Origin of the sequence: Magnetospirillum aberrantis SpK (assembly GCF_011022235.1) — a bacterium.
GTDB lineage: Bacteria > Pseudomonadota > Alphaproteobacteria > Rhodospirillales > Magnetospirillaceae > Magnetospirillum > Magnetospirillum aberrantis.
Genome location: NZ_JAAIYP010000042.1, coordinates 78,607 through 104,481 on the forward strand (window position 1 = coordinate 78,607; position 25,875 = coordinate 104,481).

31 protein-coding genes are annotated in these 25,875 nt (G+C 65.2%); 12 read left to right on the plus strand and 19 right to left on the minus strand.

Annotated features, from left to right (window positions below; translation table 11 throughout):
• Positions 1-30: 30 nt before the first annotated feature.
• The 6 genes from G4223_RS15970 to hisB all read right to left on the minus strand — a co-directional run bounded on the left by G4223_RS15970 (position 31) and on the right by hisB (position 3,574).
• Positions 31-393, minus strand: a complete 363-nt coding sequence (locus G4223_RS15970; RefSeq protein WP_163681814.1) for a histidine triad nucleotide-binding protein — start codon at positions 391-393, stop codon at positions 31-33.
• A 12-nt stretch (positions 394-405) separates the two neighbouring features.
• Positions 406-726, minus strand: coding sequence for a phosphoribosyl-ATP diphosphatase (locus tag G4223_RS15975; RefSeq protein ID WP_163681817.1), 321 nt, complete (start codon positions 724-726; stop codon positions 406-408).
• Entirely contained in the window at positions 726-1,499 is a 774-nt protein-coding gene (gene hisF / locus G4223_RS15980) for an imidazole glycerol phosphate synthase subunit HisF (RefSeq protein WP_163681819.1), read from the minus strand. Before hisF ends, G4223_RS15975 begins: the two co-directional genes overlap by 1 nt.
• 6 nt (positions 1,500-1,505) lie before the next feature.
• Positions 1,506-2,231: a 1-(5-phosphoribosyl)-5-[(5-phosphoribosylamino)methylideneamino]imidazole-4-carboxamide isomerase gene (gene hisA, locus G4223_RS15985; protein WP_163681821.1), complete on the minus strand. Its 726-nt coding sequence runs from the start codon at positions 2,229-2,231 to the stop codon at positions 1,506-1,508.
• Positions 2,232-2,327: 96 nt separating this feature from the next.
• Positions 2,328-2,978 carry an imidazole glycerol phosphate synthase subunit HisH gene (gene hisH, locus G4223_RS15990; RefSeq protein WP_338086897.1) on the minus strand — a complete coding sequence of 217 codons (651 nt, stop codon included), beginning with the start codon at positions 2,976-2,978 and terminating at the stop codon, positions 2,328-2,330.
• Entirely contained in the window at positions 2,975-3,574 is a 600-nt protein-coding gene (hisB, locus tag G4223_RS20090) for an imidazoleglycerol-phosphate dehydratase HisB (protein ID WP_163681825.1), read from the minus strand. The genes hisH and hisB overlap by 4 nt, the downstream gene beginning before the upstream one ends.
• 202 nt (positions 3,575-3,776) lie before the next feature.
• Here hisB and hslV point away from each other — a divergent pair, with 202 nt between their 5' ends.
• From hslV to G4223_RS16025, 6 genes are all read left to right on the plus strand, one after another.
• A complete protein-coding gene (hslV, locus tag G4223_RS16000) occupies positions 3,777-4,316 on the plus strand; it encodes an ATP-dependent protease subunit HslV (RefSeq protein ID WP_163681827.1) in 540 nt (179 codons plus the stop codon).
• A 2-nt stretch (positions 4,317-4,318) separates the two neighbouring features.
• Positions 4,319-5,644, plus strand: coding sequence for an ATP-dependent protease ATPase subunit HslU (gene hslU, locus G4223_RS16005; RefSeq protein WP_163681829.1), 1,326 nt, complete (start codon positions 4,319-4,321; stop codon positions 5,642-5,644).
• Positions 5,644-6,327 carry a class I SAM-dependent methyltransferase gene (locus G4223_RS16010; RefSeq protein WP_163681831.1) on the plus strand — a complete coding sequence of 228 codons (684 nt, stop codon included), beginning with the start codon at positions 5,644-5,646 and terminating at the stop codon, positions 6,325-6,327. The genes hslU and G4223_RS16010 overlap by 1 nt, the downstream gene beginning before the upstream one ends.
• Before the next feature lie 43 nt (positions 6,328-6,370).
• Positions 6,371-6,946, plus strand: coding sequence for a Crp/Fnr family transcriptional regulator (locus G4223_RS16015; protein WP_163681833.1), 576 nt, complete (start codon positions 6,371-6,373; stop codon positions 6,944-6,946).
• An 81-nt stretch (positions 6,947-7,027) separates the two neighbouring features.
• The gene (locus G4223_RS16020; protein WP_163681834.1) at positions 7,028-8,725 is read left to right on the plus strand and encodes a molecular chaperone HscC; all 1,698 of its coding nucleotides are present in this window, start codon (positions 7,028-7,030) and stop codon (positions 8,723-8,725) included.
• Positions 8,722-10,188, plus strand: a complete 1,467-nt coding sequence (locus G4223_RS16025) for a hypothetical protein (protein WP_163681685.1) — start codon at positions 8,722-8,724, stop codon at positions 10,186-10,188. The genes G4223_RS16020 and G4223_RS16025 overlap by 4 nt, the downstream gene beginning before the upstream one ends.
• Here the strand turns inward: G4223_RS16025 and G4223_RS16030 are convergent.
• The 5 genes from G4223_RS16030 to G4223_RS16050 are packed head-to-tail and all read right to left on the minus strand — an operon-like array spanning position 10,176 to position 13,600.
• Positions 10,176-10,538, minus strand: coding sequence for a helix-turn-helix domain-containing protein (locus G4223_RS16030; protein ID WP_163681837.1), 363 nt, complete (start codon positions 10,536-10,538; stop codon positions 10,176-10,178). The genes G4223_RS16025 and G4223_RS16030 overlap by 13 nt on opposite strands.
• Before the next feature lie 19 nt (positions 10,539-10,557).
• Positions 10,558-11,118, minus strand: a complete 561-nt coding sequence (locus G4223_RS16035; protein WP_163681839.1) for a Smr/MutS family protein — start codon at positions 11,116-11,118, stop codon at positions 10,558-10,560.
• Complete coding sequence (locus tag G4223_RS16040; RefSeq protein ID WP_163681841.1) at positions 11,115-11,639, minus strand: hypothetical protein; 525 nt, start codon at positions 11,637-11,639, stop codon at positions 11,115-11,117. The genes G4223_RS16035 and G4223_RS16040 overlap by 4 nt, the downstream gene beginning before the upstream one ends.
• Before the next feature lie 54 nt (positions 11,640-11,693).
• Positions 11,694-12,881, minus strand: a complete 1,188-nt coding sequence (gene mltA / locus G4223_RS16045) for a murein transglycosylase A (RefSeq protein ID WP_163681842.1) — start codon at positions 12,879-12,881, stop codon at positions 11,694-11,696.
• Between the two features lie 11 nt (positions 12,882-12,892).
• Positions 12,893-13,600, minus strand: coding sequence for a Tim44/TimA family putative adaptor protein (locus G4223_RS16050; protein ID WP_163681844.1), 708 nt, complete (start codon positions 13,598-13,600; stop codon positions 12,893-12,895).
• An 88-nt stretch (positions 13,601-13,688) separates the two neighbouring features.
• Between G4223_RS16050 and G4223_RS16055 the strand changes: the two genes are divergently transcribed.
• Positions 13,689-14,153: an FxsA family protein gene (locus G4223_RS16055; RefSeq protein ID WP_163681846.1), complete on the plus strand. Its 465-nt coding sequence runs from the start codon at positions 13,689-13,691 to the stop codon at positions 14,151-14,153.
• A gap of 88 nt (positions 14,154-14,241) precedes the next feature.
• A complete protein-coding gene (gene secB / locus G4223_RS16060; RefSeq protein ID WP_163681848.1) occupies positions 14,242-14,709 on the plus strand; it encodes a protein-export chaperone SecB in 468 nt (155 codons plus the stop codon).
• Between the two features lie 53 nt (positions 14,710-14,762).
• Here secB and dnaQ read toward each other — a convergent pair whose 3' ends face one another.
• From dnaQ to G4223_RS16085, 5 genes are read right to left on the minus strand one after another with little or no spacing between them, the layout of a single operon-like run.
• Positions 14,763-15,467 carry a DNA polymerase III subunit epsilon gene (dnaQ, locus tag G4223_RS16065; RefSeq protein ID WP_163681850.1) on the minus strand — a complete coding sequence of 235 codons (705 nt, stop codon included), beginning with the start codon at positions 15,465-15,467 and terminating at the stop codon, positions 14,763-14,765.
• Positions 15,468-15,484: 17 nt separating this feature from the next.
• Positions 15,485-16,072, minus strand: a complete 588-nt coding sequence (gene coaE, locus G4223_RS16070) for a dephospho-CoA kinase (protein WP_163681852.1) — start codon at positions 16,070-16,072, stop codon at positions 15,485-15,487.
• A 1-nt stretch (position 16,073) separates the two neighbouring features.
• Positions 16,074-16,910 (minus strand): shikimate dehydrogenase, encoded by an 837-nt coding sequence (locus tag G4223_RS16075; protein ID WP_163681854.1) that lies wholly within the window; start codon positions 16,908-16,910, stop codon positions 16,074-16,076.
• The gene (locus G4223_RS16080) at positions 16,907-17,497 is read right to left on the minus strand and encodes a Maf family protein (protein ID WP_163681856.1); all 591 of its coding nucleotides are present in this window, start codon (positions 17,495-17,497) and stop codon (positions 16,907-16,909) included. Before G4223_RS16080 ends, G4223_RS16075 begins: the two co-directional genes overlap by 4 nt.
• A gap of 20 nt (positions 17,498-17,517) precedes the next feature.
• On the minus strand, positions 17,518-18,375 hold the full coding sequence (locus G4223_RS16085; protein WP_163681859.1) for a pyruvate, water dikinase regulatory protein: 858 nt from the start codon (positions 18,373-18,375) through the stop codon (positions 17,518-17,520).
• Between the two features lie 387 nt (positions 18,376-18,762).
• Here G4223_RS16085 and hemE point away from each other — a divergent pair, with 387 nt between their 5' ends.
• The 4 genes from hemE (at position 18,763) to rho (ending at position 22,730) form a co-directional block, all read left to right on the plus strand.
• A complete protein-coding gene (gene hemE / locus G4223_RS16090) occupies positions 18,763-19,827 on the plus strand; it encodes a uroporphyrinogen decarboxylase (RefSeq protein ID WP_420844455.1) in 1,065 nt (354 codons plus the stop codon).
• A 5-nt stretch (positions 19,828-19,832) separates the two neighbouring features.
• Positions 19,833-20,846, plus strand: a complete 1,014-nt coding sequence (gene hemH / locus G4223_RS16095; protein ID WP_163681862.1) for a ferrochelatase — start codon at positions 19,833-19,835, stop codon at positions 20,844-20,846.
• Positions 20,843-21,277: a protoporphyrinogen oxidase HemJ gene (hemJ, locus tag G4223_RS16100; protein WP_163681864.1), complete on the plus strand. Its 435-nt coding sequence runs from the start codon at positions 20,843-20,845 to the stop codon at positions 21,275-21,277. Before hemH ends, hemJ begins: the two co-directional genes overlap by 4 nt.
• Positions 21,278-21,473: 196 nt before the next feature.
• Complete coding sequence (rho, locus tag G4223_RS16105) at positions 21,474-22,730, plus strand: transcription termination factor Rho (RefSeq protein WP_163681865.1); 1,257 nt, start codon at positions 21,474-21,476, stop codon at positions 22,728-22,730.
• A 62-nt stretch (positions 22,731-22,792) separates the two neighbouring features.
• On the opposite strand, the gene G4223_RS16110 is transcribed toward rho, so the two are convergent.
• The 3 genes from G4223_RS16110 to G4223_RS16120 form a co-directional block, all read right to left on the minus strand.
• Positions 22,793-23,320, minus strand: coding sequence for a hypothetical protein (locus G4223_RS16110; RefSeq protein WP_163681867.1), 528 nt, complete (start codon positions 23,318-23,320; stop codon positions 22,793-22,795).
• Between the two features lie 94 nt (positions 23,321-23,414).
• Positions 23,415-23,876, minus strand: a complete 462-nt coding sequence (locus tag G4223_RS16115) for a methylated-DNA--[protein]-cysteine S-methyltransferase (RefSeq protein ID WP_163681869.1) — start codon at positions 23,874-23,876, stop codon at positions 23,415-23,417.
• Positions 23,877-23,885: 9 nt separating this feature from the next.
• Positions 23,886-25,874, minus strand: coding sequence for a thioredoxin domain-containing protein (locus G4223_RS16120; protein WP_163681870.1), 1,989 nt, complete (start codon positions 25,872-25,874; stop codon positions 23,886-23,888).
• Position 25,875: the final 1 nt, after the last annotated feature.

Genomic DNA, 25,875 nt, shown 5'->3' on the forward strand with positions numbered 1-25,875 from the left:
AATGCCGCGCCTTTCCTTCAGCCCAGACGCTTAGTCCTGAGGGATCATCCGCCCCAGCTTCCTGCCGCCGCAGATATGGATATGCAGGTGCGGCACTTCGGAACCGCTGTCGTCGCCGATATTGGCGATCATGCGGTAGCCGGGGCCATCGACACCAAGCTGGGCCGAGACCTTGCGCACCGCGCGGAACAGGCCGCCGATCTCGGAATCGCTGGCGCGCTCGGCGAAATCGGTCATGTTCTCGTAGGCGCCTTTGGGGATCACCAGCACATGCACCGGGGCCTGGGGATTGATGTCGTGGAAGGCCAGGGCGAAATCGTCCTCGTATTCCTTCTTGCACGGAATCTCGCCGCGCAGGATGCGGGCGAAGATGTTGTTGGGATCGTAAGCCATGACGCGGTCCCCTTATTTCTTGCGGCTGTTCTTTTCCTCGATGCCCGACACGCCGGAACGACGGTTCAGTTCCGCCCACACGTCGTCGGGGGATACGCCGGTTTCCGCCCACAGCACCAACAGGTGATAGAGCAGGTCGGCGCTTTCGGCGGCCACCGCCGCCGGGGTTTCGGACATTGCGGCCAGGGCGGTTTCCACCGCTTCCTCGCCCACTTTCTGGGCGATCTTCTTGCGGCCCTTGGCAAACAGCTTGGCGGTGTAGCTGGTGTCCGGGTCGGCGCCCTTGCGGCTTTCGATCACCGCGAACAAGGTGTCGATGGCGTGCTTATCCATCAGCCGCGCTCCTCGATCGGTCGCACCGGGATGCCGGCGGCGGCCATGTGGGCCTTGGCCTGGGCGATGGTGTAGGTGCCGAAATGGAAGATCGAGGCGGCCAGCACGGCGGTGGCGTGGCCGTCACGGATACCCTCGACCAGATGGTCGAGGGTGCCGACGCCACCCGAGGCGATCACCGGCACGGTCACCGCGTCGGCCACCGCGCGGGTCAGCGGCAGGTTGAAGCCCTGTTTGGTGCCGTCGCGGTCCATGGAGGTCAGCAAGATTTCGCCGGCACCGTATTCCACCATGCGCCGCGCCCAGGCGACGGCGTCGATACCGGTGGGATTGCGGCCGCCATGGGTGAAGATCTCGAATTTGTCGGGACCCGTCTGTTTGGCGTCGATGGCCACCACGATGCACTGGCTGCCGAACTTTTCCGCCGCCTCGCGCACGAATTCCGGCCGGTGCACGGCTGCCGTGTTGATGCTGACCTTGTCGGCGCCGGCCAGCAGCAGCTTGCGGATGTCGTCCACCTGACGCACGCCGCCGCCCACGGTCAGCGGCATGAAGCACGCCTCGGCGGTGCGGCGCACCACGTCGTAGATGGTGTCGCGGTTGTCGGAACTGGCGGTGATGTCGAGAAAGGTCAGTTCGTCGGCACCGGCCTTGTCATAGACCTTGGCCTGCTCGACCGGGTCGCCGGCGTCGATCAGATCGACGAAATTGACGCCCTTGACCACGCGGCCGTCCTTGACGTCCAGACAGGGGATGACACGCATCTTCAGCATGAAGAATTACTCCGCCAGCAGGGCGATGGCCTGTTTCACGTCGATGCGGCCGTCATAGATGGCACGGCCCGAGATGACCCCGGCGATCCCCGAGCCGGCCTCGGCCTTGAGCGCCCGCAGGTCGTCCAGCGACGACACCCCGCCCGAGGCGATTACCGGGGTGGTGATGGCGCGGGCCAGATCGGCGGTGGCCTTGACGTTGGGACCGGCCAGGACGCCGTCGCGGTCGATGTCGGTGTAGATGATGGCGGCGGCGCCCGCGTCCTCGAATTTCAGCGCCAGTTCCAGCACGGTCAGGTCCGAGGTCTCGGCCCAGCCTTCCACCGCCACGCGGCCGCCCTTGGCGTCGATGCCCACCGCCACCCGGCCGGGGAAACGCTTGCAGGCGTCCTTGACCAGATCGGGATCGCGCAACGCCACGGTGCCCAGGATGACCCGCGACACCCCGCGTTCCAGCCAGCTTTCGATGGTCGCCATGTCGCGGATGCCGCCACCCAACTGCACCGGCACCTTGACCGCCGCCAGGATCGCGTCCACCGCCGTGCCGTTGACCGGCTTGCCGGCGAAGGCGCCGTTCAGATCGACCACATGGATCCACTGAGCGCCGGCCTCGGCGAAGGCGCGGGCCTGGGCGCCGGGATCGGTGTTGAATACCGTGGCTTCCTCCATGAGGCCCAGCTTGAGCCGCACACAAGCGCCGTCCTTGAGGTCGATGGCAGGAAACAGAATCATTTCAGCGTCTCTTGATTGGGACACGGATGGACACGGATCAACACGGATCGGGAAATGGCTCTGTGTTCATCCGTGTCCATCCGTGTCATTGAACCCTTACGGCTTCCACTTGAGGAAGTTGGCGATCACCCGCAGGCCGGTGACCTGGCTCTTTTCCGGGTGGAACTGGGTGCCCACCAGATTGTCGCGGCCGATGGCGGCGCAAATCGGCCCGCCGTAATCGACCCGCGCCAGTTGGTGCTTGGGGTCGGTCACCGCGTAACGGTACGAGTGGACGAAATAGGCGTGCGGGTTGTCCGGCAGGTCGGCCAACAGCGGATGGCTGCCGGGCACGAAGGCCAATTCGTTCCATCCCATATGCGGCACCTTCAGCGCCGGGTCGGACGGCGTGATCGGCAGCACCTCGCCCTTGATCCAGCCCAGGCCCTGATGGGTGCCGTGCTCGCGCCCGACGGTCGCCATCAATTGCATGCCGACACAGATGCCCATGAACGGCCGGCCGCGTTCCAACACCTGTTCGGCCATGGCCTCGACCATGCCGGGCAAGGCGCCAAGGCCGGCATGGCAATCGGCGAAGGCGCCGACGCCCGGCAACACCACGCGGTCGGCACCGCGCACCGTTTCGGCATCGGAAGAGACGACGACCTGAGCGTCCAGCCCTTCCTCGGCCACCACGCGCTCGAACGCCTTGGCGGCCGAGCGCAGGTTGCCCGAACCGTAATCGACGATGACGACCCGTTCGCTCACAGCGACCCCCCCAGCACGCCCTTGGTGGAGGGCACGGCATCGGCCTTGCGCGGGTCGATCTCGACCGCCTGACGCAAGGCGCGGGCCAGGGCCTTGAAGCAGGCCTCGACCATGTGGTGGTTGTTCTCGCCGTACAGGCATTCCACGTGCAGCGTGGCGCCGGCGGCACCGGCGAAGGCCTGGAACCATTCCTTGAACAATTCGGTGTCCATCTCGCCCAGCCGGTCCTGGGTGAACTTCACCTTCCAGATCAGATAAGGACGGTTGGACAGGTCGATGGCGACGCGCACCAGGGTTTCGTCCATGGGCACATAGGCGTGGCCATAGCGGTTGATGCCCTTGCGGTCGCCCAGCGCCTTGGCCACGGCCTGACCGATGGCGATGCCGCCGTCCTCGGTGGTGTGGTGGGCGTCGATGTGCAGGTCGCCTTCGATCTCGACCTTGAGGTCGATCAGCGAGTGCCGCGACAGCTGTTCCAGCATGTGGTCGAGAAAACCGATGCCGGTGTTGACGTCATAGCGCCCGTCGCCGTCCAGGTTCAGGTCGATGGCGATGCTGGTTTCGTTGGTCTTGCGCTCGATGCTGGCCGTGCGCATGGCGGTCTCCTTGCTGCTGGAATGGGTTTAGCAGGAAGCGCGCGGCGAAGGAAGGTCGTGCTGTCCCCATTATCGCACTTGGCGCATTTCCACACTTGGCAGGGATGCGCCGAAGGTTTACCGAAAAGGCGGCGCTTTCGCCCGGCGAAATCCACCCTATCTAAAGCAGACTTCGGCCCACTTCCGTCAAAGGCGCGCTTTCATGTCCGAACTTCCTTCCTGGCACGGCACCACCATCTTGTCGGTGCGCAAGGGCGGCCGCGTGGTCATCGCCGGCGACGGCCAGGTGTCCCTGGGCCAGACGGTGATCAAGGGCAACGCCCGCAAGGTGCGGCGCGTCGGCGGCGGCACCATCCTGGTGGGCTTCGCCGGCGCCACCGCCGACGCTTTCACCTTGCTGGAACGCCTTGAGGGCAAGCTGGAAAAGCATCCCGGCCAGTTGACGCGGGCCTGTGTGGAACTGGCCAAGGACTGGCGCACCGACCGTTACCTGCGCCGGCTGGAGGCGATGATGGCGGTGGCCGATTCCGAGGTGTCGCTGGTGCTGACCGGCCAGGGCGACGTGCTGGAGCCCGAGGACGGCATCATCGCCATCGGTTCGGGCGGCAATTACGCCCTGGCCGCCGCCCGCGCCCTGATCGACACCGACCTGGAGGCCGAGGCCATCGCCCGCAAGGCCATGAAGATCGCCGCCGACATCTGCGTCTATACCAACACCAACATCCTGGTGGAGAGCCTTTGACCATGGCCGCTTCCTTCTCTCCGCGCGAGATCGTCTCGGAACTGGACCGCTATATCGTCGGCCAGAACGACGCCAAGCGCGCCGTCGCCATCGCGCTTAGGAACCGCTGGCGCCGCCAGCAACTGCCCGACGCCCTGCGCGAGGAGGTTCTGCCGAAGAACATCCTGATGATCGGCCCGACCGGCGTCGGCAAGACCGAGATCGCCCGGCGTCTTGCCCGCCTCGCCCAGGCGCCGTTCCTCAAGGTCGAGGCCACCAAGTTCACCGAGGTCGGCTATGTCGGCCGCGACGTCGAACAGATCGTCCGCGATCTGGTGGAAATCAGCATCGGCATGACCCGCGAAAAGCAGAAGAAGCAGGTCACCGCCAAGGCCGAGCTCGCCGCCGAGGAACGCCTGCTCGACGCGCTGGTGGGCGAAACCGCCAGCGCCGACACCCGCCAGAAGTTCCGCAAGATGCTGCGCGAGGGATCGCTGGACGATCGCGAGGTGGAAATCCAGGTGGCCGAATCGGCCGGCGCCGGCATGCCCACCTTCGACATTCCCGGCATGCCCGGCGGCCAGATGGGCATGATCAACCTGTCGGACATGCTGGGCAAGGCGTTCGGCGGCGGCCGCACCAAGCCGCGCAAGCTGACGGTCAAGGAGGCGGGGGCCGTGCTGTTGTCCGAGGAATCGGACAAGCTTCTGGACCAGGAAACGGTGGTCAAGGACGCCATCTGGGCGGTCGAGAACAACGGTATCGTCTTCATCGACGAGATCGACAAGATCTGCGCGCGGTCCAGCGAAACCCACGTCTCGGGCGACGTCTCGCGCGAAGGCGTGCAGCGCGACCTGCTGCCGCTGATCGAGGGCACGACGGTCGCCACCAAGCATGGCAACGTCAAGACCGACCACATCCTGTTCATCGCCTCGGGCGCCTTCCATCTGGCCAAGCCCAGCGATTTGTTGCCCGAGCTTCAGGGCCGCCTGCCCATCCGGGTCGAGCTTCAGGCGCTGTCGCGCGACGATTTCGTGCGCATCCTGACCGAGCCCGAGGCCAGTCTGATCAAGCAGTACAAGGCGTTGCTGGCGACCGAGGAAGTGACCTTGGACTTCGCCGAGGATTCCATCGTCGCCATCGCCGACCTGGCGGCCGAGATCAACCGCTCGGTCGAGAACATCGGCGCGCGGCGTCTGCACACCGTGCTGGAACGCCTGTTGGAGGACATCAGCTTCACCGCCCCCGACCAAAGCCCCGGCACGACCATCGCCATCACCGCCGACATGGTCAACGACCGGGTCGGCGGGTTGGCGAAGAAAGCCGATCTGGCGAAGTTCATCCTGTGATGCTCGGCCTGTTCTCCTCGCCCGACGGTTTGCGCCGGACCCGGTTCCATGATGAAAAGGGCAACCGGGTCGACGCCGCCGGCATGGTGTACGCTCCGGCCGCCTTTCTGACCGCCGCCGCGAAACGTCTGTTCGGCTGGCGCCCGCACCGGCCGATGATCTCGTATCGGGCACAGCGGGTTCTTGCCGCCCGACTGAAACCGGATTCACTGGCGGTGGAATTCGGTTCCGGCATGTCGACGCCATGGCTGGCCGTCCGATGCGGCCGTCTGGTCAGCTTCGAGGACCATCCCGGTTGGGCCGAACGGGTTCGCCGCATGCTGGCGGAAAAAACCATCGGCAACGTCGATTACCGTGTCCGTCCGTCGGATGCTTTCGCCGACGTGGGCGACTTGGCCGACGGCAGCGTGGATTTCGCCCTGATCGACGGCACCGACCGCGAGGGGTGTGCCCGGGCGATCCTTGCCAAGATGCGGGTGGGCGGTACCATCTACCTGGACAATTCCGACAAGGACATGACCAACCCGACCGGCGACGTGCGCCGGACCGAGGCCGTCTTGCGCGAGGCCGCCGAACAATCGGGTTGGCCCATCCGCCTGTTCACCGATTTCTCGCCAACCAATTTCTTCGCCGAACAGGGCATGCTGATCGACGTGACCTCGCCCTGGCGTGGTCCGACGTGATGTCATAAACTATGATCCCGATCATGCGCGCAGTGGAGCAACCATGGCCGGCGAGATTCTTACCCTGTTGAAAAACCTGGTTCCCGTCCCGCGCACCTTGGCGGCGGGAGAGGTTTTGTTTTCCTTTGGCGAACAGACTTCGGCGCTGTTTCATGTGGAACGGGGCACGCTGCGCCTCAGCTGGGCCGGCGTGCCGCTGCACACCGCCGAAGCCGGGTCCTTTTGCGCCGAATGGGCGCTGTTCACCGAAACCTGCCCGTGCGACGGCGTCGCCGTCACCGATTGCACCGTCCTGGCCTTCAACCGGACCCAGGTGCTGTTGCAGCTCAGGGCGCATCCCGACATCGCGCTGGCCTTCGCCGCCATCCTGGCCCGCGACCTGCACCGCGCCCGCGGCCGGCTGGAACTGGTGCGGCAGAAAAGCGCCCGCGACCGGGTCCTGGGCTATCTGGTGCGCGCCGGAGCCGCCGACCGCCCCGTCACCTTGCCGCGAACCCTGACCGAGGTGGCGCACGACATCGGCATCACCCGCGAGGCGCTGTATCGCACGCTGGCCCGACTGGTGAAGGACGGCCTGTTGCGGCGCGAGGGAACCCGCACCTTTCGACTGGCGCCCTGACCCCATACGAGCGCGATAATTGCACCCGGTCGTATCCTTTGGTGCACTGCGCCGGCTTTCTCCGGTTTGGACACAATTCCCATGATCATCGGCATCGACCTTGGCACCACCCATTCCCTGGCCGGGGTGATGACCGAACAGGGACCGGCGCTGGTTCCCAACGCCCTGGGTGAGGTGCTGACGCCTTCGGTGGTGGGGCTGGGCGACGACGGCAGCCTGTTGGTGGGGGCCGCCGCCCACGAACGGCTGCACAGCCACCCCCACCTGACCGCCGCCACCTTCAAGCGCCACATGGGCAGCGACCGTGAGCTGACGCTGGGCGAGCGCCGCTTCCGGCCCGAGGAATTGTCGGCCCTGGTCATCAAGTCGCTGATCCACGACGTCGAGGCCCATACCGGCGCCACGGTCACCGAGGCGGTGATCAGCGTTCCCGCCTATTTCAGCGACGCCCAGCGCAAGGCCACCCGCAACGCCGCCACCTTGGCCGGCATCCGGGTCGAGCGTCTGATCAACGAACCCACCGCCGCCGCCCTGGCCTATGGCCTGGACCAGCGCGACGCCGAGTCCCGCTTCCTGGTGGTCGATCTGGGCGGCGGCACCTTCGACGTCTCGGTGCTGGAACTGTTCGACGGCGTGGTCGAGGTCCATGCCACCGCCGGCGACAATTTCCTGGGCGGCGAGGATTTCGTCGATCTGATGGCCGGCATGGCCCTGGCCGATCTTGGTCTTGCCGACGGCAAGCTGTCGCCCGGCGACCGGGCGATATTGCGCCATCGCCTGGAAACCCTGAAGAAACGCCTGAGCCGCGAGAGCGAGGCCGAAGTGGATTTGCCGCTGCACGGCACCACCCACCGCTGGCGCCTGTCGCAGGACCGCCTGTTCGAGGCGGCACGGCCATTGGTCGAGCGCATGCGCGCCCCCATCGAGCGGGCCATGCGCGACGCCAGGCTGACGCCGGCCCAGGTGGACGAGGTGGTGATCGTCGGCGGCGCCTCGCGCATGCCCATGGTGGCGCGCATGGTCAGCACCTTGCTGGGCCGCCTGCCGCTGCGCCATCTCAATCCCGACGAAGCCATCGGCCTGGGCGCCACCGTCATGGCCGGCCTGAAAAGCCGCCACGCCACCTTGGAAGAGACGGTCATCACCGACGTCTGTCCCTACACCTTGGGCATCGAGGTGGCGCATGAGGGAACCGAGGGGCTGTTGCACGGCAACTTCCAGCCGCTGATCGAACGCAACACCACCATCCCGGCCAGCCGCGAACGGACCTTCACGCCGCTGCGCGCCCACCAAAGAGAACTGGAACTGCGGGTATTCCAAGGCGAATCGCCACGGGTCGCCAACAACATCTTGTTGGGCGCGCTGAAGCTGGAACTACCGCCCTTCGACCACCCGCAGCAGATGCCGGTGGTGGTGCGCTTCACCTACGACGTCAACGGCCTGTTGGAGGTCGAGGCGACCTTGCCGGCCATCCGGCGCGGCAAGCGGCTGGTCATCGAACAAAATCCCGGCCTGTTGAGCCCGGCCGAGATCGAGGCGCGACTGAAAGCGTTGTCGGCGTTGAAGCTGCACCCGCGCGAGCAACAGGCCAATCTGGCATTGATCAGCCGCGCCGAACGGCTTTACGAAGAATTCCTGGGCGACACCCGACAGGACATCATGACCGCGTTGCTGTCCTTCCGCACGATCCTGGAAAGCCAGGACGAGGAACGCATCCGTCATGCCCGCCAGCAATTCTCGCAATGGCTGGCCGGTTTCGGCGGAACGGTGGAGCCATGAGCGCGGATTTTCCCTGGGCCGAACTGGGCATGGCCGAAGCGGGCGACCGCCGCGCCATCAAGCGCGCCTATGCCCAACGGCTGAAATCCTGTCGCCCCGAGGACGATTCCGAAGGCTTCGCCCGACTGCGCCAAGCCTATGAAACCGCCCTGGCCTGGGCCGAAAACGACGTCGCCACTCCCGTCGCCCCACCGGTCCTTGACCCCGCGCCGCCGCGTCAGACGCCGGAATTCGACGTCCCGGAACCCGACACTCCAGAACCTGACACCACCACCTGGGAAGAAGAGCCGCAAGAAACCGAGGAACGCGAAACGGTCGAGGACCTTGTCGCCGACATGGCGACCCGAACCGACGTGTTGCTGGCCTTGCCCCCGGACGAGATGGCCCGGCAACTGGCCGACGACACCACCTTGTGGAACCTGGAAAGCAAGGACAGGCTATCCGCCTTCGTCGCCAGCCGGGTGATTTCCGACCCGTCCCTGGTGACATCGGCCGCCGTGTTGGTACTGAGCCGGTTTTTCCACTGGGACGACATTACCGTCTGCCGGGGGCTAGCCGCCCGCTGGGTGGCGGTGGACGTGCTGCAACAGATCCTGCATGCCGCCCAGATCCGTCAGGCCCTGGAAAGCGGCAGCCCGGATTATCCGCCCCTGGCCGGCAAGATGCTGCGGTGGGGCACCGGTCCGCGCGCCTGGCTCCATGCCCTGCGCTGGAGCGGCCCGGCCAAGGCCCACGCCTGCATGGCGGATTACCCGCCGCTGGTGGCGCGGCTGGTTTTCGGTCAGAAAACCGTATGGATGTGGACCAGATTGGCCGGCGGCTGGCCGGCCCTTGGCCTGCACCTGCTGCGGATCAACCTGATCTTGCTGGCTCTGGTGGCGTGGGTGCGTTTCCCCGGCTATCCCGAATCGTCGTTCAAGCTGTTCCTGACAAGCCTGTGGAACACGGCCAAGGTGGCCAACACCATCGTCGTGCTGTTGTTCGCCGTCGGCGTGTCGCGGCTTTGGAGCGGATTGGGGGTGGAACAGCCGGTTCCGCTTGGCTGGAGCCGGCGGTGGCGACTCGCGGCGCTGGCCTTGCTGACGATGGTCACCGTCGCCTTGGCCGTGCCGTTCTTCGGGTCTGTGCGCACCGCCTTTTCCGTCGCGCTGATCGGGTTGGTCGGCTCGGCGGCGCTGGTGGTGCTGCCGTCGATGGTTCTGGGAATCGCCGTGGTGGTCGGTGTCGGCGCGGTGTCGAGCGTCCTGTCAAGCCGTCCCGACCTGATGGAGATCGCCCGGCGCAACCTGGATTTCAGCCAGCCTTGGCTAACCTGGTTGCTGGGCGCCGTTTTGATGATGGCCTCGCACATGGCCCTGCGCGAGGGGTGCACCGCCCTGCGCCTGCCGCCCATGCGGTTGCCTTCGGGATTGGGGGCGGCCGTGCTGTTGACGATCGTCTGGCTGCACCTTCAGCTGTTCTGATCGCCGCGCAACAATTCCAACAGCCGCGACACCGTCTGGTCGGACAGGGTGCGGACGCTTTCGGCCAGCCGGTTGGCCAGTTCGGTGCGCTCGGGCGACAGGCCGGCGGTGTCGATGGTAATGCGGGGATGGGACAACTCGGCCAGACGCTTCAGTTCCTCGGCCTCGTCCCAGATGCAATCCAGATAGCCGGCGATCTGCATCACCAGACCGGGGGCCGGACGGCCACGATTGCCATGTTCCAGCGCCGACAGATAGGCCGAGGACAGGTTGAGGTCGGCGGCCATGCGCTTGAGCGCGATGCCCTTGGCGGCGCGCAGGGCGCGGACCTTGGCGCCGAACGGCGTCATGGCTGAAAGCTCGCTCCGCTCACCGCCGCCTCTTGATCAGCACGTAAAGGGCGCCTTCGCCGCCATGCTGGGGGCGGGCGGTGGAAAAGCCCAGGATGCGTTCGCGGCATGGCGACTGGTTGAGCCAACGCGGCACGTTGGCCCGCAACACCCCGGTTCCTTCGCGGTATCCCTTGCCGGTGATCACCAGAAGACAGCGCCGGCCGCCGTCATAGGCCCGCGAGACGAAGCCGACCAAGGCGGCATGGGCGACGTCCTGGGTCATGCCGTGCAGGTCCAGACGGCCGTCGATTTCCATCTCGCCACGTTTCATGCGCTCGGACGAACGCTTGTCCAGACCCGGCGTCACCCCGGAGCGCAGATCGGGCAGCGGCCGTGCCGGCATGGGCGTCTTCGACGGGCGGGCAGGGGGAATCGCGGGTGGCGGTGGTGCCGGCGCCGGTTCGGCCGGCGGCGTCTCCACTTCGTCCCCGGTGCCTTCGACGGCCCGGCCGGGCAGGGGGGTGACGGTGTCGGCCACCGCCCGCCAGATCCGCACCTCGTCGGGTGTCAGGATACGGCGGCGTCCACGGCCGCTCATGGTTCGATGATTTCCTGTGCGGCGGCCGGCACGTCCACCGGCGCCTTGGCCGTGGCGGCGGTTCCGAACCCTTCGGCCTGTAGGTTGCGCCGCACGAAACGGCGCCAGTCGCCGCGTGGCGCCACGCAAGGGGGTTCGCTGCTGTTCATCACCACCAGGGCGACGCCGCCCAGATGCCAGAGCTGGTCGAGATGGGCGGCGCCCTGCATGGCATAGGCCTTGGCCCGCAGACGGATGCGCCAGGCCAGGAAATGCTTGATGCCCACCAGATGGCCCAGCGCGCCGAAGGTCATGGCGACGATGCCCACCGCCACCCCGGCGGCCAACAGGATGGCCAGGGCCAGCAACATCATCACCAACAGCGGCAACAGATGGTCCCAGCCGTTGTGGATGGGCGAACCCTGGAAATCCAACATGCGCTGGTCGGTGTAGACCTCGATCCGGCGGCCAAGGATGGCGACGCGCAGCCGCTCGTGCAGCTCCTCGTCTTCCTTGATCCTGCTGGTCCGCCGATCGGCCATTGTAACGCCTACACCCCTTGTCGCATGGGGGTTACCATACGGAACGCCTTGGTCCTAGTCCAGGTCCACAGCGGCAAGCCGGGGCGAACGGGCGCGGGGCAGCAGCAGCCAATAGCGGCCTGGGCTTTTCATCCGCCCGGCCTTTTCGAACGCCGCCTCGCCCTGGCCCCAAAAATAGTCGCCGCGCACCACGCCCTTGATGGCGCTGCCGGTGTCCTGGGCCATGACCAGCCGGCGCAGCGGCTGGCCCGAGGGATCGACGGTGTCGAGATAGACCGGCACGCCCAGCGGCACGAAACGGGTGTCCACCGCCATGGACCGTTCCGGGGTCAGCGGCACGCCCTCGGAACCGATGGGGCCATCGCCGCCCATGGGACGGTAAAAGACGTAGCGCGGATTTTGCGCCATCACTTCGCGGGCCTTGACCGGATTGGCCTTGAGCCAGGCCCGGACCCCCGGCATGGAGGTGTCGGTCACCAGCCCCCTGTCGCGCAGGATCTTGCCGATACCGACGAATTTGTGGCCGTTGGTGCCGGCCACCGCCAAACGCAGCACCGAACCGTCGTCCAGCCGGATACGGCCGCCGCCCTGGATATGCATGATGTGGGCATCGACCGGATCGGCCACCCAGGCCACCGGCTGCGCCACCTTGGCCAAGGCCCCGGCCTCGATCTCGGCCCGCGTCGGATAGGCCTCGAAGCGGCCGCCGACCATGCGGCCCACCTGGGTTTCGCCGCCCGGTCCCTCGCGCAGCACCATGTCGCTGGGCTTGCCCAGCAACGGCACATTATAGCGTGCGGTGCGGGTGCGCGATCCCGCCAGTTCGGGTTCGAAATAGCCGGTGAAGGTGCCTTCGGCCCGCCCGTTGTTGGTGGCGAGATAGGGGGTGAACCAGGTTTCGAAGAACGCCCGCGCCGTGCCATGGTCGCCGGCCGGCAACCGCCGTACCTCGGCACACGGCCCGTACCAGTCCGACACCACGCCGCCGGCACCGTCGGCGCCGATGCTCTTGTCGGGAGGCAGCTTCAGGAGACGGTTGCATGACCGCACCATGGCCGGCAGCACCGCACCCGGTGTGTCCTCGGTCCAGCCGGGGATTTCGCTGAAAGCCATGGGCCTGAGATCAAGACGGTCGGGTCCGGCCACCGGCGGCGGCGCGGGCAGGGGAGCCGGGGCGCGCACCGGCGCCTCGGCGCAGGCGGCAAGGCCCAGAACCATCAACGTCAACGACAGCCGGCGCATGGCGTGCCTCGTCAGCTCGCGCTTTCCTCGGCAGCGCGGGTGGCGGCCAATTCCCAATTGGGGTCGGCCGAACGGGTGTCGCGGCGGAAGGTCCACAAATCCACCACGTCGATGATGCGCGAGGGGTCGCCCTCGACGATGCGGCCTTCGGCGTCACGCACGGCGTTGATCTGTTCCGACACGAACCGCACGGTGACTTCGGCGAAGGTGCCGTTCATGGCGGCTTCCACCGCCTTGATCTCGCGGATGCCCATCAACTCGCTGACCAGGGTCTCGCCGTTTTGCTGGCGTCCCTCGATGGCGGCGGAGAACGGCTTGTAGACCTCGTCCGCCAAAAGCGGGCGCAAGGTCTTGAGATCGCCGGCGGCAAAGGCCTGGACGATCATCTCGAACGCCATGCGCGCTCCCGACAGGAACGGGTCCAGGCTGAAGGACGGGTCGGCCTGCCGGATAGCGGCGATTCCTTCGCCCAAGGGACCGGGCGGCAAAGGTTCGGCCGCCGGCTTGCGGGCGGTCGGCAACTCGACCACGTTGTCGCCGCGCTGTTCGGCCGGCGCCTCGCGCCGGGCAAGGGTCTCCTCCGGCTCGCCCTGGTTCCACTGGGCCGGGGGACGTTCCGTACCGGTGCGCTTGCCCAGCACGCTCCGCAATCGCAGCACCAGAAAGACCGCGACGATGGCGAAAAAGACGATGTCGAGGAAATGGAAATCGCCGCTCATGGACCTACTTTTCTGGAAGAAACAAGCCAAACCGGCTGTTTCGCGTTACGATACCCACAGATAAGCCCGAGAAAGGCAAAGAGCAAGCATGGCATGGCTGGTTTTAGCGGCGGTGATCGCCGTTCCCGTGGCCGAGATCGCGGTGTTCATCAAGACGGCGCAATGGATCGGCCTGTTGCCGACCGTCGCCGCCGCCATCGCCGCCGGCATGGTCGGCTTGGCCCTGGTGCGGCAACAGGGCTTCGAACTGGTGCTGCGTACCCGCGCCCAGTTCGAACGCGGCGAGGTGCCGGTGGCCGAAGCCTTCGATGGCCTGTGTCTGGCCTTGGCCGGCGGCTTGCTGCTGTTGCCGGGTTTCCTGAGCGACGTGCTCGCCATCCTGCTGCTGTTGCCGCCGGTTCGGGCCATATTGCGCGCCACCTTGGTCTCGCACATGCCGCCGTCCGCCCAGGGTGGTCCGGGCCAGGGCGGTCCGGGCCAGGGCGGTCCGGGATCGCGCCAGGGGCCGCAGGTGATCGAGGCGGAGTATCGGGTGGTTGACGACGATAAATAGATATTCGGCACCACGACCGCCGCCGGTTGTGCCGGCCGGCGATCCGTGTTAGCCATCGGCAGCGCCCGAATCAAGGAAGTGCCAAAGAATGAGCGACACCAACACTCCCGAATCCGTCCAGCCGCCGCTGGTGGTCAACGGCCAGTACGTCAAGGACCTCTCGTTCGAGGTTCCCGGCGCTCCGGCGATCTTCGCCGAGATGCAGGGCCAGAACCCGAACATTCCGATCCATGTGGACATCAATGCCCAGCAGTTGCATGAGAACACCTATGAGGTGTCGCTGCATCTGAAGATCGAGGCCAAGCTGAACGACGAGCGCCCGGTGTTCATCGTCGAATTGGTCTATGGCGGCATCTTCACCGTCAACGTGGCGTCCGAACACGTTCAGGCCATGCTGTTGATCGAGTGCCCGCGCCTGTTGTTCCCGTTCGCGCGCACCATCATCGCCGACATGACCCGCGACGGCGGCTTCCCGCCGCTGATGATCCAGCCGATCGACTTCGTCCAACTGTTCCGCGCCCGCGCCGAAGCGGCCCAGGCCGTCGGCAACGCCTGATAGAGCGTCAGACACGAAAAAGGCGGGGACGCTGTGCGGCACCCCGCCTTTTTTCATGCCTGTTCGCCGCTTCCTTCCGGTTCCGGTTCGCGCAGCCAGATGGCTTTCTTGAGCTTGGCGACAAAAGCCATGTGAGCCTCGGTCTCTTCCGGCGTCGGCGCGTGCGGGCGCGGTTCACGCCGTTCGCGCACCACCTGAACCTGGGCGCCGCCCTTGGTGCCGGCCAAACCCAGCTCGAAACCCGGCTGGCGGCCGCCGATCAATTGCAGGTAGACCTCGGCCAGCAATTCCGAATCCAGCAGCGCGCCGTGGAAGGTGCGGTTGGAATTGTCGATCTCGAACCGGCGACACAGGGCGTCCAGGTTGGCGGGCGAACCGGGGAATTTCTTGCGCGCCATGATCACGGTGTCGATGGCCCGGCTCATGGGCATGGCGGCGAAACCCAGACGGGCGAATTCGGCGTTCAGGAACTTCATGTCGAATTCGGCGTTGTGGATCACCAGCGGATCGTCGCCGATGAAGGCACGGAAATCGGCGACGATTTCCGCGAAGACCGGCTTGTCGGCCAGAAACTGGTCGGACAGGCCATGAACCTTGAACGCTTCGTCTGGCATGAAGCGTTCGGGGTTGATGTACTGATGATAAACCTTGCCCGACGGCAAATGGTTGATCAGCTCGACACAGCCGATCTCGACGATGCGGTCGCCTTGAAGCGGATCGAAGCCGGTGGTTTCGGTATCGAGAACGATCTCGCGCATGCTTGCCTTCGCCAAAATCAGGAGCGCATCACTGTGACGATGCGTTTGAGCGCACGCAAGACCGGAACCCTTCCTACACCGCTTCGCAGCACGAAATCGGCGCGTCGGCGCTTTTCCACGTCGGGCGTTTGCTGAGCCAGGATGGCGGCCAGCCGTTCGGCGCTCATACCGGGACGGCGCAACACCCGCTGGGCCTGAAGAAAGGCCGGACAGGACACCACCGCCACCCGGTCGCAGCGCCTTTCGCCACCGGTTTCGAACAGCAGCGGAATGTCCAGCACCACCAGTTTCGTGCCGTACCGGCGGTGGCGCTTGAGAAACGCCGTCTCGGCTCGACGCACTAGGGGATGCAGGATGGCTTCCAGCCGTTTCAGTTCGGCCGGCCGGCCGAACACGCGGCGGCCCAGTTCGCGGCGGTCCACCGCGCCGTCGGTCACCACACCGGGAAACGCGGCCGCCACCGCAGTCACCGCAGCCCCACCTTGGCCCATCAACCGGTGCACGGTGGCGTCGGCGTCGTGCACCGGCACCCCCAGCCGCCGCAACATGGCGGCGGCGGTGCTTTTTCCCATGCCGATGGAACCGGTCAGACCAAGAACCTTCATGTCATCCCAATACGTGGGCGCGCAGGGCCGGCGTCACCTCGGGACGGGTGCCGAACCATGCCTCGAAACCGGGGGCCGCTTGCCACAACAGCATGCCCAGGCCGTCCACCACCTTGTTGCCGCGCGCCGCCGCCGCCACCAGGAAATCGGTCATCAGCGGGGCGTAGACGATATCGTTGACCACGGCGTGCAGGGGCAAAGCGGCCAAATCAATCTCGAGCGGCGGCTGGCCGGTCATGCCCAGCGTGGTCGCGTTGACCACCAGGCCGGCACCGGCCAACACCCGGTCGCGGTCGTTCCACGCCACCACCTCGATCCGGCCGCCGATATCGGCGGCCAATTGTTCGGCCCGCGCCGCCGAACGGTTGACCAGCCGGATTTCCGGGACACCGCAATCCACCAGGGCGGCACAGACGGCGCGGGCGGCGCCGCCAGCGCCCAACACCACCGCCGGCTCCGCCTCGGGTCGCCAATGGGGGGCGCCGTGGCGCAGATTCTCGATGAAGCCGTGGGCGTCGGTGTTGCGGCCTTCAATACTGCCGTCGTCGCGGATGACCAGGGTGTTGACCGCGCCGATACGTTTGGCCAGCGGCTCCACATGATCGACCAGGGCCAGGGCGCGTTCCTTGTGCGGCACGGTCAGGTTGGCTCCCCGGAATCCCATGCGCGGCAAGGCCTGCAACACGATTTCCAGGTCTTCGGGCTTGACCGCCAGTGGTATGTAGGCGCCGTCGATTCCCATGTGCTTGAGCCAATAGCCATGCAGACGCGGGCTGCGGGAATGTCCCACCGGCCAGCCGATGACACCGGCCAACTTGGCCTTGCCGGAAATGGTCATGGGGTCAGTCCTTCGTTTTCGCGCAGGAAGTCAAGAAGGGGCAGCAATGGCAGGCCCAGGATGGTGAAATGGTCGCCCTCGACCATCATGAACAATTGCGCGCCCCAGCCCTCGAGCTGATAGGCGCCGACCGAGGACAGGACCGCGTCGCCGGCCCGTTCCAGATATTGGTCGAGGAAAGCGTCGGAAAACCGCCGCATGGTCAGTTGGGCGCTGTCGGTGTGGTGCCACAGCTTTTGACCGTCGCGCACCGCCACCACCGACGACACCAGACGGTGGCTCCTGTCGCGCAGGGCCAGCAATTGCGCCCGCGCTGCCGCCCGGTCGGCCGGCTTGTCGAACCATTGGCGGTCGCATTCCAACATCTGGTCGGCCCCGATCACGATGGCGCCGGGATGGCGGGCCGATACCCGCACCGCCTTCAATTCCGCCAGGACTTCGGCGACGCGGGCGGCGTTGTCGGTTTCCAGCCGCATGGATTGCTTGACCGCCGCCTCGTCCACCGGGGCGGTGTCGACCACGAATGGAACGCCGGCGTTTTCCAGCATGGTCCGGCGGGTGGCCGACCCCGAGGCGAGAACGATCACTTCACGCCCTCCGGTAACGATCACTTCACGCCCTCCGGTCTGGCCGCTTCGGTCTTCGCTCCCTCGATCTTAGCGATGTGCTGTCCGTGCAACTGGATGATGGTGGCCGAAGCCTCCTCGATGGAGCGGCGGGTGACATCCACCACCGGCCAGCCATGGCGCGAGAACAGCCGGCGCGCCGAGGCCACTTCCTCGCGCACCTTCTCGAACTGGGCGTAGTCGGATTCCTCGTCGTGATTAAGGAAGCGCAGCCGGGCGCGGCGAATGTCGGACAGACTTTTAGGGTCCTTGGTCAGGCCGACCACCAGGGGCCGGCGCAACCCTTCCAGTTCGGCCGGCAAGGGCACGCCGGGAACCAAGGGATAATTGGCGCATTTATAGCCGCGGTTAGCGAGATACATGCAGGTCGGTGTCTTGGAAGTACGCGACACGCCGATGACCACGATATCGGCGTCCTCGACATCCTCGAGCAACTGGCCGTCGTCATGGTTCAAGGTGAACTGCATGGCATCGATACGGGCAAAATATTCGGCGTCGAGCACATATTGCCGGCCCGGCGTCGCGTGCATTTCCGCCCCCAGATAGCCGGCCAATGCCCCCAACACCGGATCCAGCACCGGAATGCACGGCACGTGCATGCGCCGGCAGGCTTCCTCCAGGATGCCGCGGACCGCGGTGTCCACCAGCGTACACAGAACGATGCCGGGATTGGCCTCGATGCCGGCGATCACCCGCTCGACCTGGCCCTGGCTGCGCACCAGCCACCAATTATGCTGGACGGCGTGCACGCCCTCGAACTGCACCATGCAGGCGCGGGTGACGGAAGTGACGGTCTCGCCGGTGGCGTCGGACACCAGATGGAGATGAAAACTGCGCATGAGCCTGTGGACACCGTGGAATCATGTGGATAACCCGGCCTTTCGGACAAAGGGCGAAAAAAGCGCACCCGTTGACCCTGGCCTTGTCCTGCCGACGCCCCCCTTGGGAACAAGATTGGCGTGGTTGCCGACAATAGCGTGAATCCCACTTCGCGGCATCCGCTTTCCCCGGCTTTCCCCGCTTTGCTAAAACGGCCGAAACGCCGCGATCACGGGCAAATGCCGATTCTGCCCACCTCTTATCCACAAAAGCGGGCGATCCGGTCTTTCCCTTGGGACAAGGCTGTGGATGAATTGTGGAACGAGTCCAATCCACGATGTCCACAGGCACCCACAACCTCAGCCACCTTTTCTCCTTAAAACAAACCTTGTATGACCTAGGGCCGGATAACTCGGAAAGGCAGCAACGTGACGAAGAAACCCGAGAAGCGTTTCCTCAAGGCCCTCGCGGGCGAAACCCTCACCCCGCCGCCGTTCTGGCTGATGCGTCAGGCCGGGCGTTACCTGCCGGAATACCGCGCCACCCGCACCCAGGCCGGAAGCTTCCTCGACCTTTGCTACAATCCCGAGTTGGCGGTCGAGGTGACCCTTCAGCCGCTGCGCCGCTATGGCTTCGATGCCGCCATCCTGTTTTCCGACATTCTGGTGATCCCCGACGCGCTGCGTCAGCGTGTTGCCTTCAAGGAAGGCGAAGGTCCGGTGTTGACGCCCATTCGCTCGGCAGGGGATCTGGATGGTCTCGACATCTCGGGCCTGCACGACCATCTCGCGCCGGTCTACGCCACGGTGAAGGGCCTTTCCACCGCCATTCCGGCCGAGACCGCCCTGATCGGTTTCTCGGGTGCGCCATGGACCGTGGCCACCTACATGATCGAGGGAGGGGGGTCCAAGGACTTCGCCAACGCCAAGCGCATGATGTGGAGCCAGCCCGAGCTGTTCGCCCGGCTGATGGCGTTGTTGGTCGAGGCCACCGGACAATATCTGATCCGTCAGATCGACAACGGCGCCGAGGCTATCCAGATTTTCGACACCTGGGCCGGCGCGCTGCCGGAAACCGAATTCCGCAAATGGGTGATCGAACCCACCCGCCAACTGGTCGAACGCATTCATGGCGAACGTCCGGGCGTGCCGGTGATCGGTTTCCCGCGCGGCGCCGGTATTTTGTACGAAACCTACGTCACCGAAACCGGCGTCGACGGGGTCAGCCTGGATTCCTCGATGCCGTTGGACTGGGCGGCGGAAAAGCTTCAGTCCAAATGCACGGTACAGGGCAACCTTGACCCCATCCTGGTGGTAGCCGGCGGCGAGGCCCTGGATTCCGGTATCGACCGTGTCCTGAAGGCTTTGGGCAAGGGACCGTTCATCTTCAACCTTGGTCACGGCATCATTCCGTCGACCCCGCCCGAGAACGTGGCGCGGCTGGCCGAACGCATCAAGAGCTGGCGGAGCTAGGGCCGATGACGAAGACGGCAGTCATTCTGTTCAACCTGGGTGGGCCGGATTCGTTGGAGGCGGTCGAGCCCTTCCTGTTCAACCTGTTCAACGATCCGGCGATCATCGGTGCGCCGTCCCTGATCCGCCGTCTGTTGGCCCGTTTCATTTCACGCAAGCGGGGACCGGTGGCGCGCGAGATTTACGCCCAACTGGGCGGAAAATCGCCGCTGGTGGAAGAAACCGCCAAGCAGGCCAAGGCGCTGGAATCGGCCTTGGGCGACGATTACCGGGTTTTCATGGCCATGCGCTACTGGCATCCCTTTGCCGCCGAGGCTTTGGCCGAGGCGCAGGCCTGGGGAGCGGACAGGGTGGTGCTGTTGCCGCTTTATCCGCAATTTTCCACCACCACCACGCGGTCGTCATGGCGGCAATGGCGGCAATTGGCCAGTGGCTGGGCGGTTCCCACCGAAACCGTATGTTGTTACCCGGACGAACCGGGGCTGGTGTCGGCCATCGCCCAATTGGTGCGGGACGGCTGTGACCAGGCCAGGGCTTCTGGCCGGCCGCGCGTGTTGTTTTCCGCCCACGGTCTGCCGCAAAGCGTGGTGGACAAGGGCGACCCCTATCCCAAGCATGTGGAGCAGACGGCCCGCGCCGTGGTGACCCAACTGGGGATCGCCGATCTTGACTGGGGGATCTGTTACCAAAGCCGGGTCGGTCCGATGAAATGGATCGGCCCGAGCACCGAGCAGGAACTGGAACGGGCCAGCGAAGACGGCGTGCCGGTGGTGGTAGTGCCCATCGCCTTCGTGTCCGAGCATTCAGAAACCTTGGTCGAGCTGGACATCGAATACCGCCACCGGGCAGAGACCTTGGGGATTCCGGCCTATGTGCGGGTGCCGGCGGTGGGGCATCATCAGGATTTCATTGCCGGTCTGGCCAATCTGGTCCGTGATCCCGGCAGTCGCCGGGGGCGAGGATGCGCCGGCGCCGGAGGGCGTTGCCCGTTTCAAGTCGAGTTGGGAGAGGATCGATGAGCGGCGAAACCTATCTGTGGATCAAGGCGCTGCACGTGATCGCGGTGATCTCGTGGATGGCCGGGCTTTTGTACCTGCCGCGGTTGTTCGTCTATCACTGCGAGGTCGAACCTGGTTCGGCCACCTCGGAAAAATTCAAGGTGATGGAACGCCGCCTTCTCAAGGCGATCATGCTGCCGGCGGCGGTGGTGGCATGGGGCGCCGGGCTGACCATGGCGGTCGAGGGTGGACTGTTTCAGGAACATTGGTTTCACGTGAAACTACTGCTCGTCGTTTTGATGACCATTGCCCACCATATGATGACGCGATGGAAAAACGACTTCGCCGCCGACCGCAATCATCGTCCGCAGCGTTTTTTCCGTATCGCCAACGAAGTTCCGACGCTGCTGATGATCTTCATCGTGATCTTGGTCATCACCAAACCGTTCTGAGCGAAAAAGCGCCGGGATTCGCGTAAAATCACGTTTGACAGCATGGCGGCCTTTGGCTAAAGCTTGCCCATTCCGGGACCGCCAACGGTTCCGCCTTCCTAAAACGTCATCTTCCGCGCATTTCCCCCGGCCCTAAAACGGCCCGGGCCTCGCCCCCGAGGCGAGTGGCGTGCGAGCACTCAGACGGAAACTCCCAATGCATCTTCAAGAACTCAAGAAGAAAACTCCCGCCGAGCTGCTCGCTTTCGCGGAGGAATTGCAGATCGAGAACGCCAGCACCCTGCGCAAGCAGGACATGATGTTCGCGATCCTGAAACAGCTGGCCGACAACGACACGCCCATCTATGGCGACGGCGTCCTGGAAATCCTGCAAGACGGCTTCGGCTTCCTGCGCAGCCCGGAAGCCAATTACCTGCCGGGTCCCGACGACATCTATGTCAGCCCCAGCCAGGTCCGCCGTTTCAGCCTGCGCACCGGCGATACCGTCGAGGGCCAGATCCGGTCGCCCAAGGATGGCGAGCGCTATTTCGCCCTGCTCAAGGTCAATACCATCAATTTCGAGCCGCCGGAGAACGTGCGGCATCGCATCAATTTCGACAACCTGACCCCGCTTTATCCCGACGAGAAGCTGAAACTCGAACTGGACGACCCCACCAAGAAGGATATGACCACCCGTGTCATCGATCTGGTGTCGCCGCTCGGCAAGGGCCAGCGCGCGTTGATCGTGGCGCCGCCGCGTACCGGCAAGACGGTGATGATGCAGAACATCGCCCACGCGATTTCCGCCAATCATCCCGACGTCTACCTGATCGTGCTGCTGATCGACGAACGCCCCGAGGAAGTGACCGACATGGCCCGCTCGGTGCGCGGCGAGGTCATCTCGTCCACCTTCGACGAACCGGCCAGCCGCCACGTCCAGGTCACCGAGATGGTGCTGGAAAAGGCCAAGCGCCTGGTCGAGCATAAGCGTGACGTGGTCATCCTGCTCGATTCCATCACCCGTCTGGCCCGCGCCTACAACACCGTCGTTCCCAGCTCGGGCAAGGTGCTGACCGGTGGCGTGGACGCCAACGCATTGCAGCGCCCCAAGCGCTTCTTCGGCGCCGCCCGCAACATCGAGGAAGGCGGTTCGCTGACCATCGTCGCCACCGCGTTGATCGATACCGGTTCGCGCATGGATGAAGTGATCTTCGAAGAGTTCAAGGGCACCGGTAATTCGGAACTGATCCTGGACCGCAAGCTTTCGGACAAGCGCACCTTCCCGGCCATTGACATCACCCGTTCCGGCACCCGCAAGGAAGAATTGCTGGTGGACAAGGGGGTTCTGTCCAAGATGTGGGTGTTGCGTCGTATCCTGATGCCCATGGGCGTGGTCGATGCCATGGAATTCCTGGTGGACAAGCTCAAGCAGTCGAAGAACAATTCGGACTTCTTCGAGGCGATGAACTCGTAGGGACGCTTCGGAAACGAAAAAGGGCCTCCTTCCCAACGGAAGGAGGCCCTTTTCTTGTCCGGCTACTTCTGGGGTTTCAGGCCACGGGTGTTGGCCTGGGCCCGACTTTTCCAATCGTCCACTGGGGCGATGTCGTCAAGCCGGGGATGGCTGTGCACCGGGTGGCTGGGAAGGTCGTCGGGCGCCATGTGCAGGTCTTGCGCGGCCTCGACCGGGCTTTGCATCTGGGTGTGCATCTGGGCGCGGGCCTTCCAGTCGTCGGAACTGGCGGCATGGTGTTCCGGTTCCTCGATCAGCGGCACCGGATGACGGGAAAGATAGGAGGACAGCCACAAGGTGGCGGCCAGCGGCGGCACGATCACCAGCAGGAAGCGCAGCGACAGCGTGTAGAACGCCTCGCGGCCGCTTTCGATGATGATCTGTTCCTTGCAATCGTAGCGATCACGGAAAGTGCCGGAACACAGGCTCATGCGGTCCTTCATCTGATCCGATCCGTGGGTTTCCACCGCACCTTCGGGAAGGGTCATCCACATCGCCATGCCCACCAGCAGCATCCACAGGACACCGCCGACGGTTACGCCCATCTTCAAACGACTGCGTTCCGCCCTGGTCATCATCCCCTCCGGGAAATGGTCCGCCCGATTATAGGGGGATTCGGCGGTGCTGACAAATCAGGGCAGGTCCTTAAGCCTTGATGGAAACGCCTTCGAGAGTCAGCAGGAAACGCTTGGTGTCGATTCCATCCATGCCGGAATAGCCGCCCAACGATCCGTCGGCGGCCAGGACCCGATGACAGGGAACGATGATCGGCAGCGGATTTCGGCCACAAGCCCCGCCCAGCGCCCTGGGGGCGGTGGCCAATTCGCCGGCCAGTTCGCCATAGGTGCGGGTGGTGCCGTGGGGAATGGCGGCCAGGGCTTGCCATACCCGTTTCTGGAAGGCGGTGCCCATGGGGGCCAGCGGCAGGTCGAATTCCTTGAGCCGGCCTTCGAAATAAGCGTCGAGTTGGTCACGGGCCCGCTCCAGGACCGGGGCCGGCGGTTCGGCGGTTTCGGGCGGCCAACCCCATTCGACGGCGATGAGGGCGCCGTCTTCCTCGAACAGGGTCAAAGGCCCGACCGGGCTGTTATAGGCGAGATAGGACATGGCCAAACCTTACCTTTTCCCAAGGGCGGCGGGCAAGAGCGCCGGATCGGTGATCGGAGCCAGGCACGTGAAACCATGGCAGACATAGGCGGCGGCGCATCCGTCCACCAAACCCTGGCCGTCGCCGCCGTCGTCTTGTTTCAACACCAGCTCAGGGATTGCGGTTTCCAACACGGCCCGCGTCAGGGCCTTTGTGTCGGCACGATCCAACGGCCCGACCACCGTCACCGTCACCGGTTCGACCAACATTTCAAAGGCGGCCAGCAAGGCGGTGATGTTGACGAAATGGGCCGAGATTTCGTTGCCGAAAGCTTCGATCACCGCTTCGGCCCGCCGGCGGTAGCGATCCTCGCCGGTCACCAGGGCCAGCCGGGCCAGCACTTGCGCCATGATGCCGTTGGCCGACGGAACGGCGTTGTCGTGTATCGGCTTGAGCCGGACGATGACGTCGCCGGCATCGGCCGCCGCCTGGAAATAGCCGCCGGTCCTTTGGTCCCAATGATGGCGGTCGGCCGCCGCCACCCAGATTCGGGCATGCTCAAGAAGCTGGGGCTCGCCTTGCGCCTGATGAAGCATCAGGGCGGCGCGGGCCATGTGGGCGAGATCGTCGAGCAACCCGACCGGCCGAAACCGCCCCTGGCACAGGGAATGGGCCAGCCGGCCGTCGGGCAAGGCCATCATGCACCGGACCGCGTCATAGGCGCCGCGCGCCAGGGCGATCCACTCGGGCCGGTCGAACACTTGTCCGGCAAAGGCCAGAGCGGCCACCATCATGCCGTTCCAATCGGCCAGAACCTTGTCGTCGCGATCGGGGGGAATCCTGGCTTCGCGGGCTTGCCACAACAGGGCATGGGCCTTCGCCAGCATGTTTTCGTCGGCCTGGACGGGGGCGGCATGATTGCGATGCAGGATGCTGACGCCCTCCCAATTGCCGCCCCGCCGCACGTCATAGGCCGTCTTGAAGGCTGTCGCCAGATCGGGGGGCAACACCTGCTCCACCTGCGGTACCGTCCAGGTATAGAACTTGCCTTCGACCCCTTCGGAATCGGCATCCAAGGTGGCGGCGAAGGCGCCGCCTTCGGCCATCATGTCGCGGGCCAGCCATGCCACCGTCTCGGCGACGCGGGCGGCGTAAAGGGGTTCCCTGGTGCCTTGCCATGCCTTGGTCAGCAGTTCCACCAGCTGGGCATTGTCATAGAGCATCTTTTCGAAATGCGGCACCAGCCAGGTCTCGTCGGTGGAATAGCGCATGAAGCCGCCGCCAAGGTGGTCGTAGATGCCGCCCAGGCAGATCCGGTCAAGCGTCAGGGTCACCGCGTCGGCCAATTTCCGGTCGCCGGTCCGCAATGCCGCGCGCCACAGGAAGTCGAACAATCCCGGCTGGGGAAATTTCGGCGCGCCCCGCAATCCGCCGTGTTCCGGGTCGATCATGGTCAATACCTGGGTGGCGGCGCGATTCATCAGATCGAGCGATAGTTCGGCCGTGGTGCCAGGTCCCGATCTTTCACTCAATCCGGCCTTGAGTGCCCGCACATTGGCGACGACGCGATCCTGACCGTCGCGCCAAGTGGCGAGGACCCCTTTCAGCACCTCGGGGAAACCGGGGCGGCCATAGCGCGATGTGGGCGGGAAATAGGTGCCGCCCCAGAACGGTTCGCCTTTGGGCGTCAGGAACATGGTCAGCGGCCAGCCGCCATGTTGCCCCATCATGCCCAACGCTTGCTGATAGATGGCGTCAAGGTCGGGCCGTTCCTCGCGGTCGACCTTGATGTTGACGAAGTCGCGGTTCATCCGGGCGGCGATGTCCGGGTCCTCGAAACTCTCGTGCGCCATCACGTGGCACCAATGGCAGGCGGCGTAGCCGATCGACAACAGGATCGGCTTGCCGGTGGTTTCCGCCTCGGCCAGGGCTTCGGCGCCCCATGGCCACCAATGCACCGGGTTGTCGCGATGCTGCCGCAGGTAGGGGCTGGTTTCCGTGCCAAGGCGGTTGGTCATG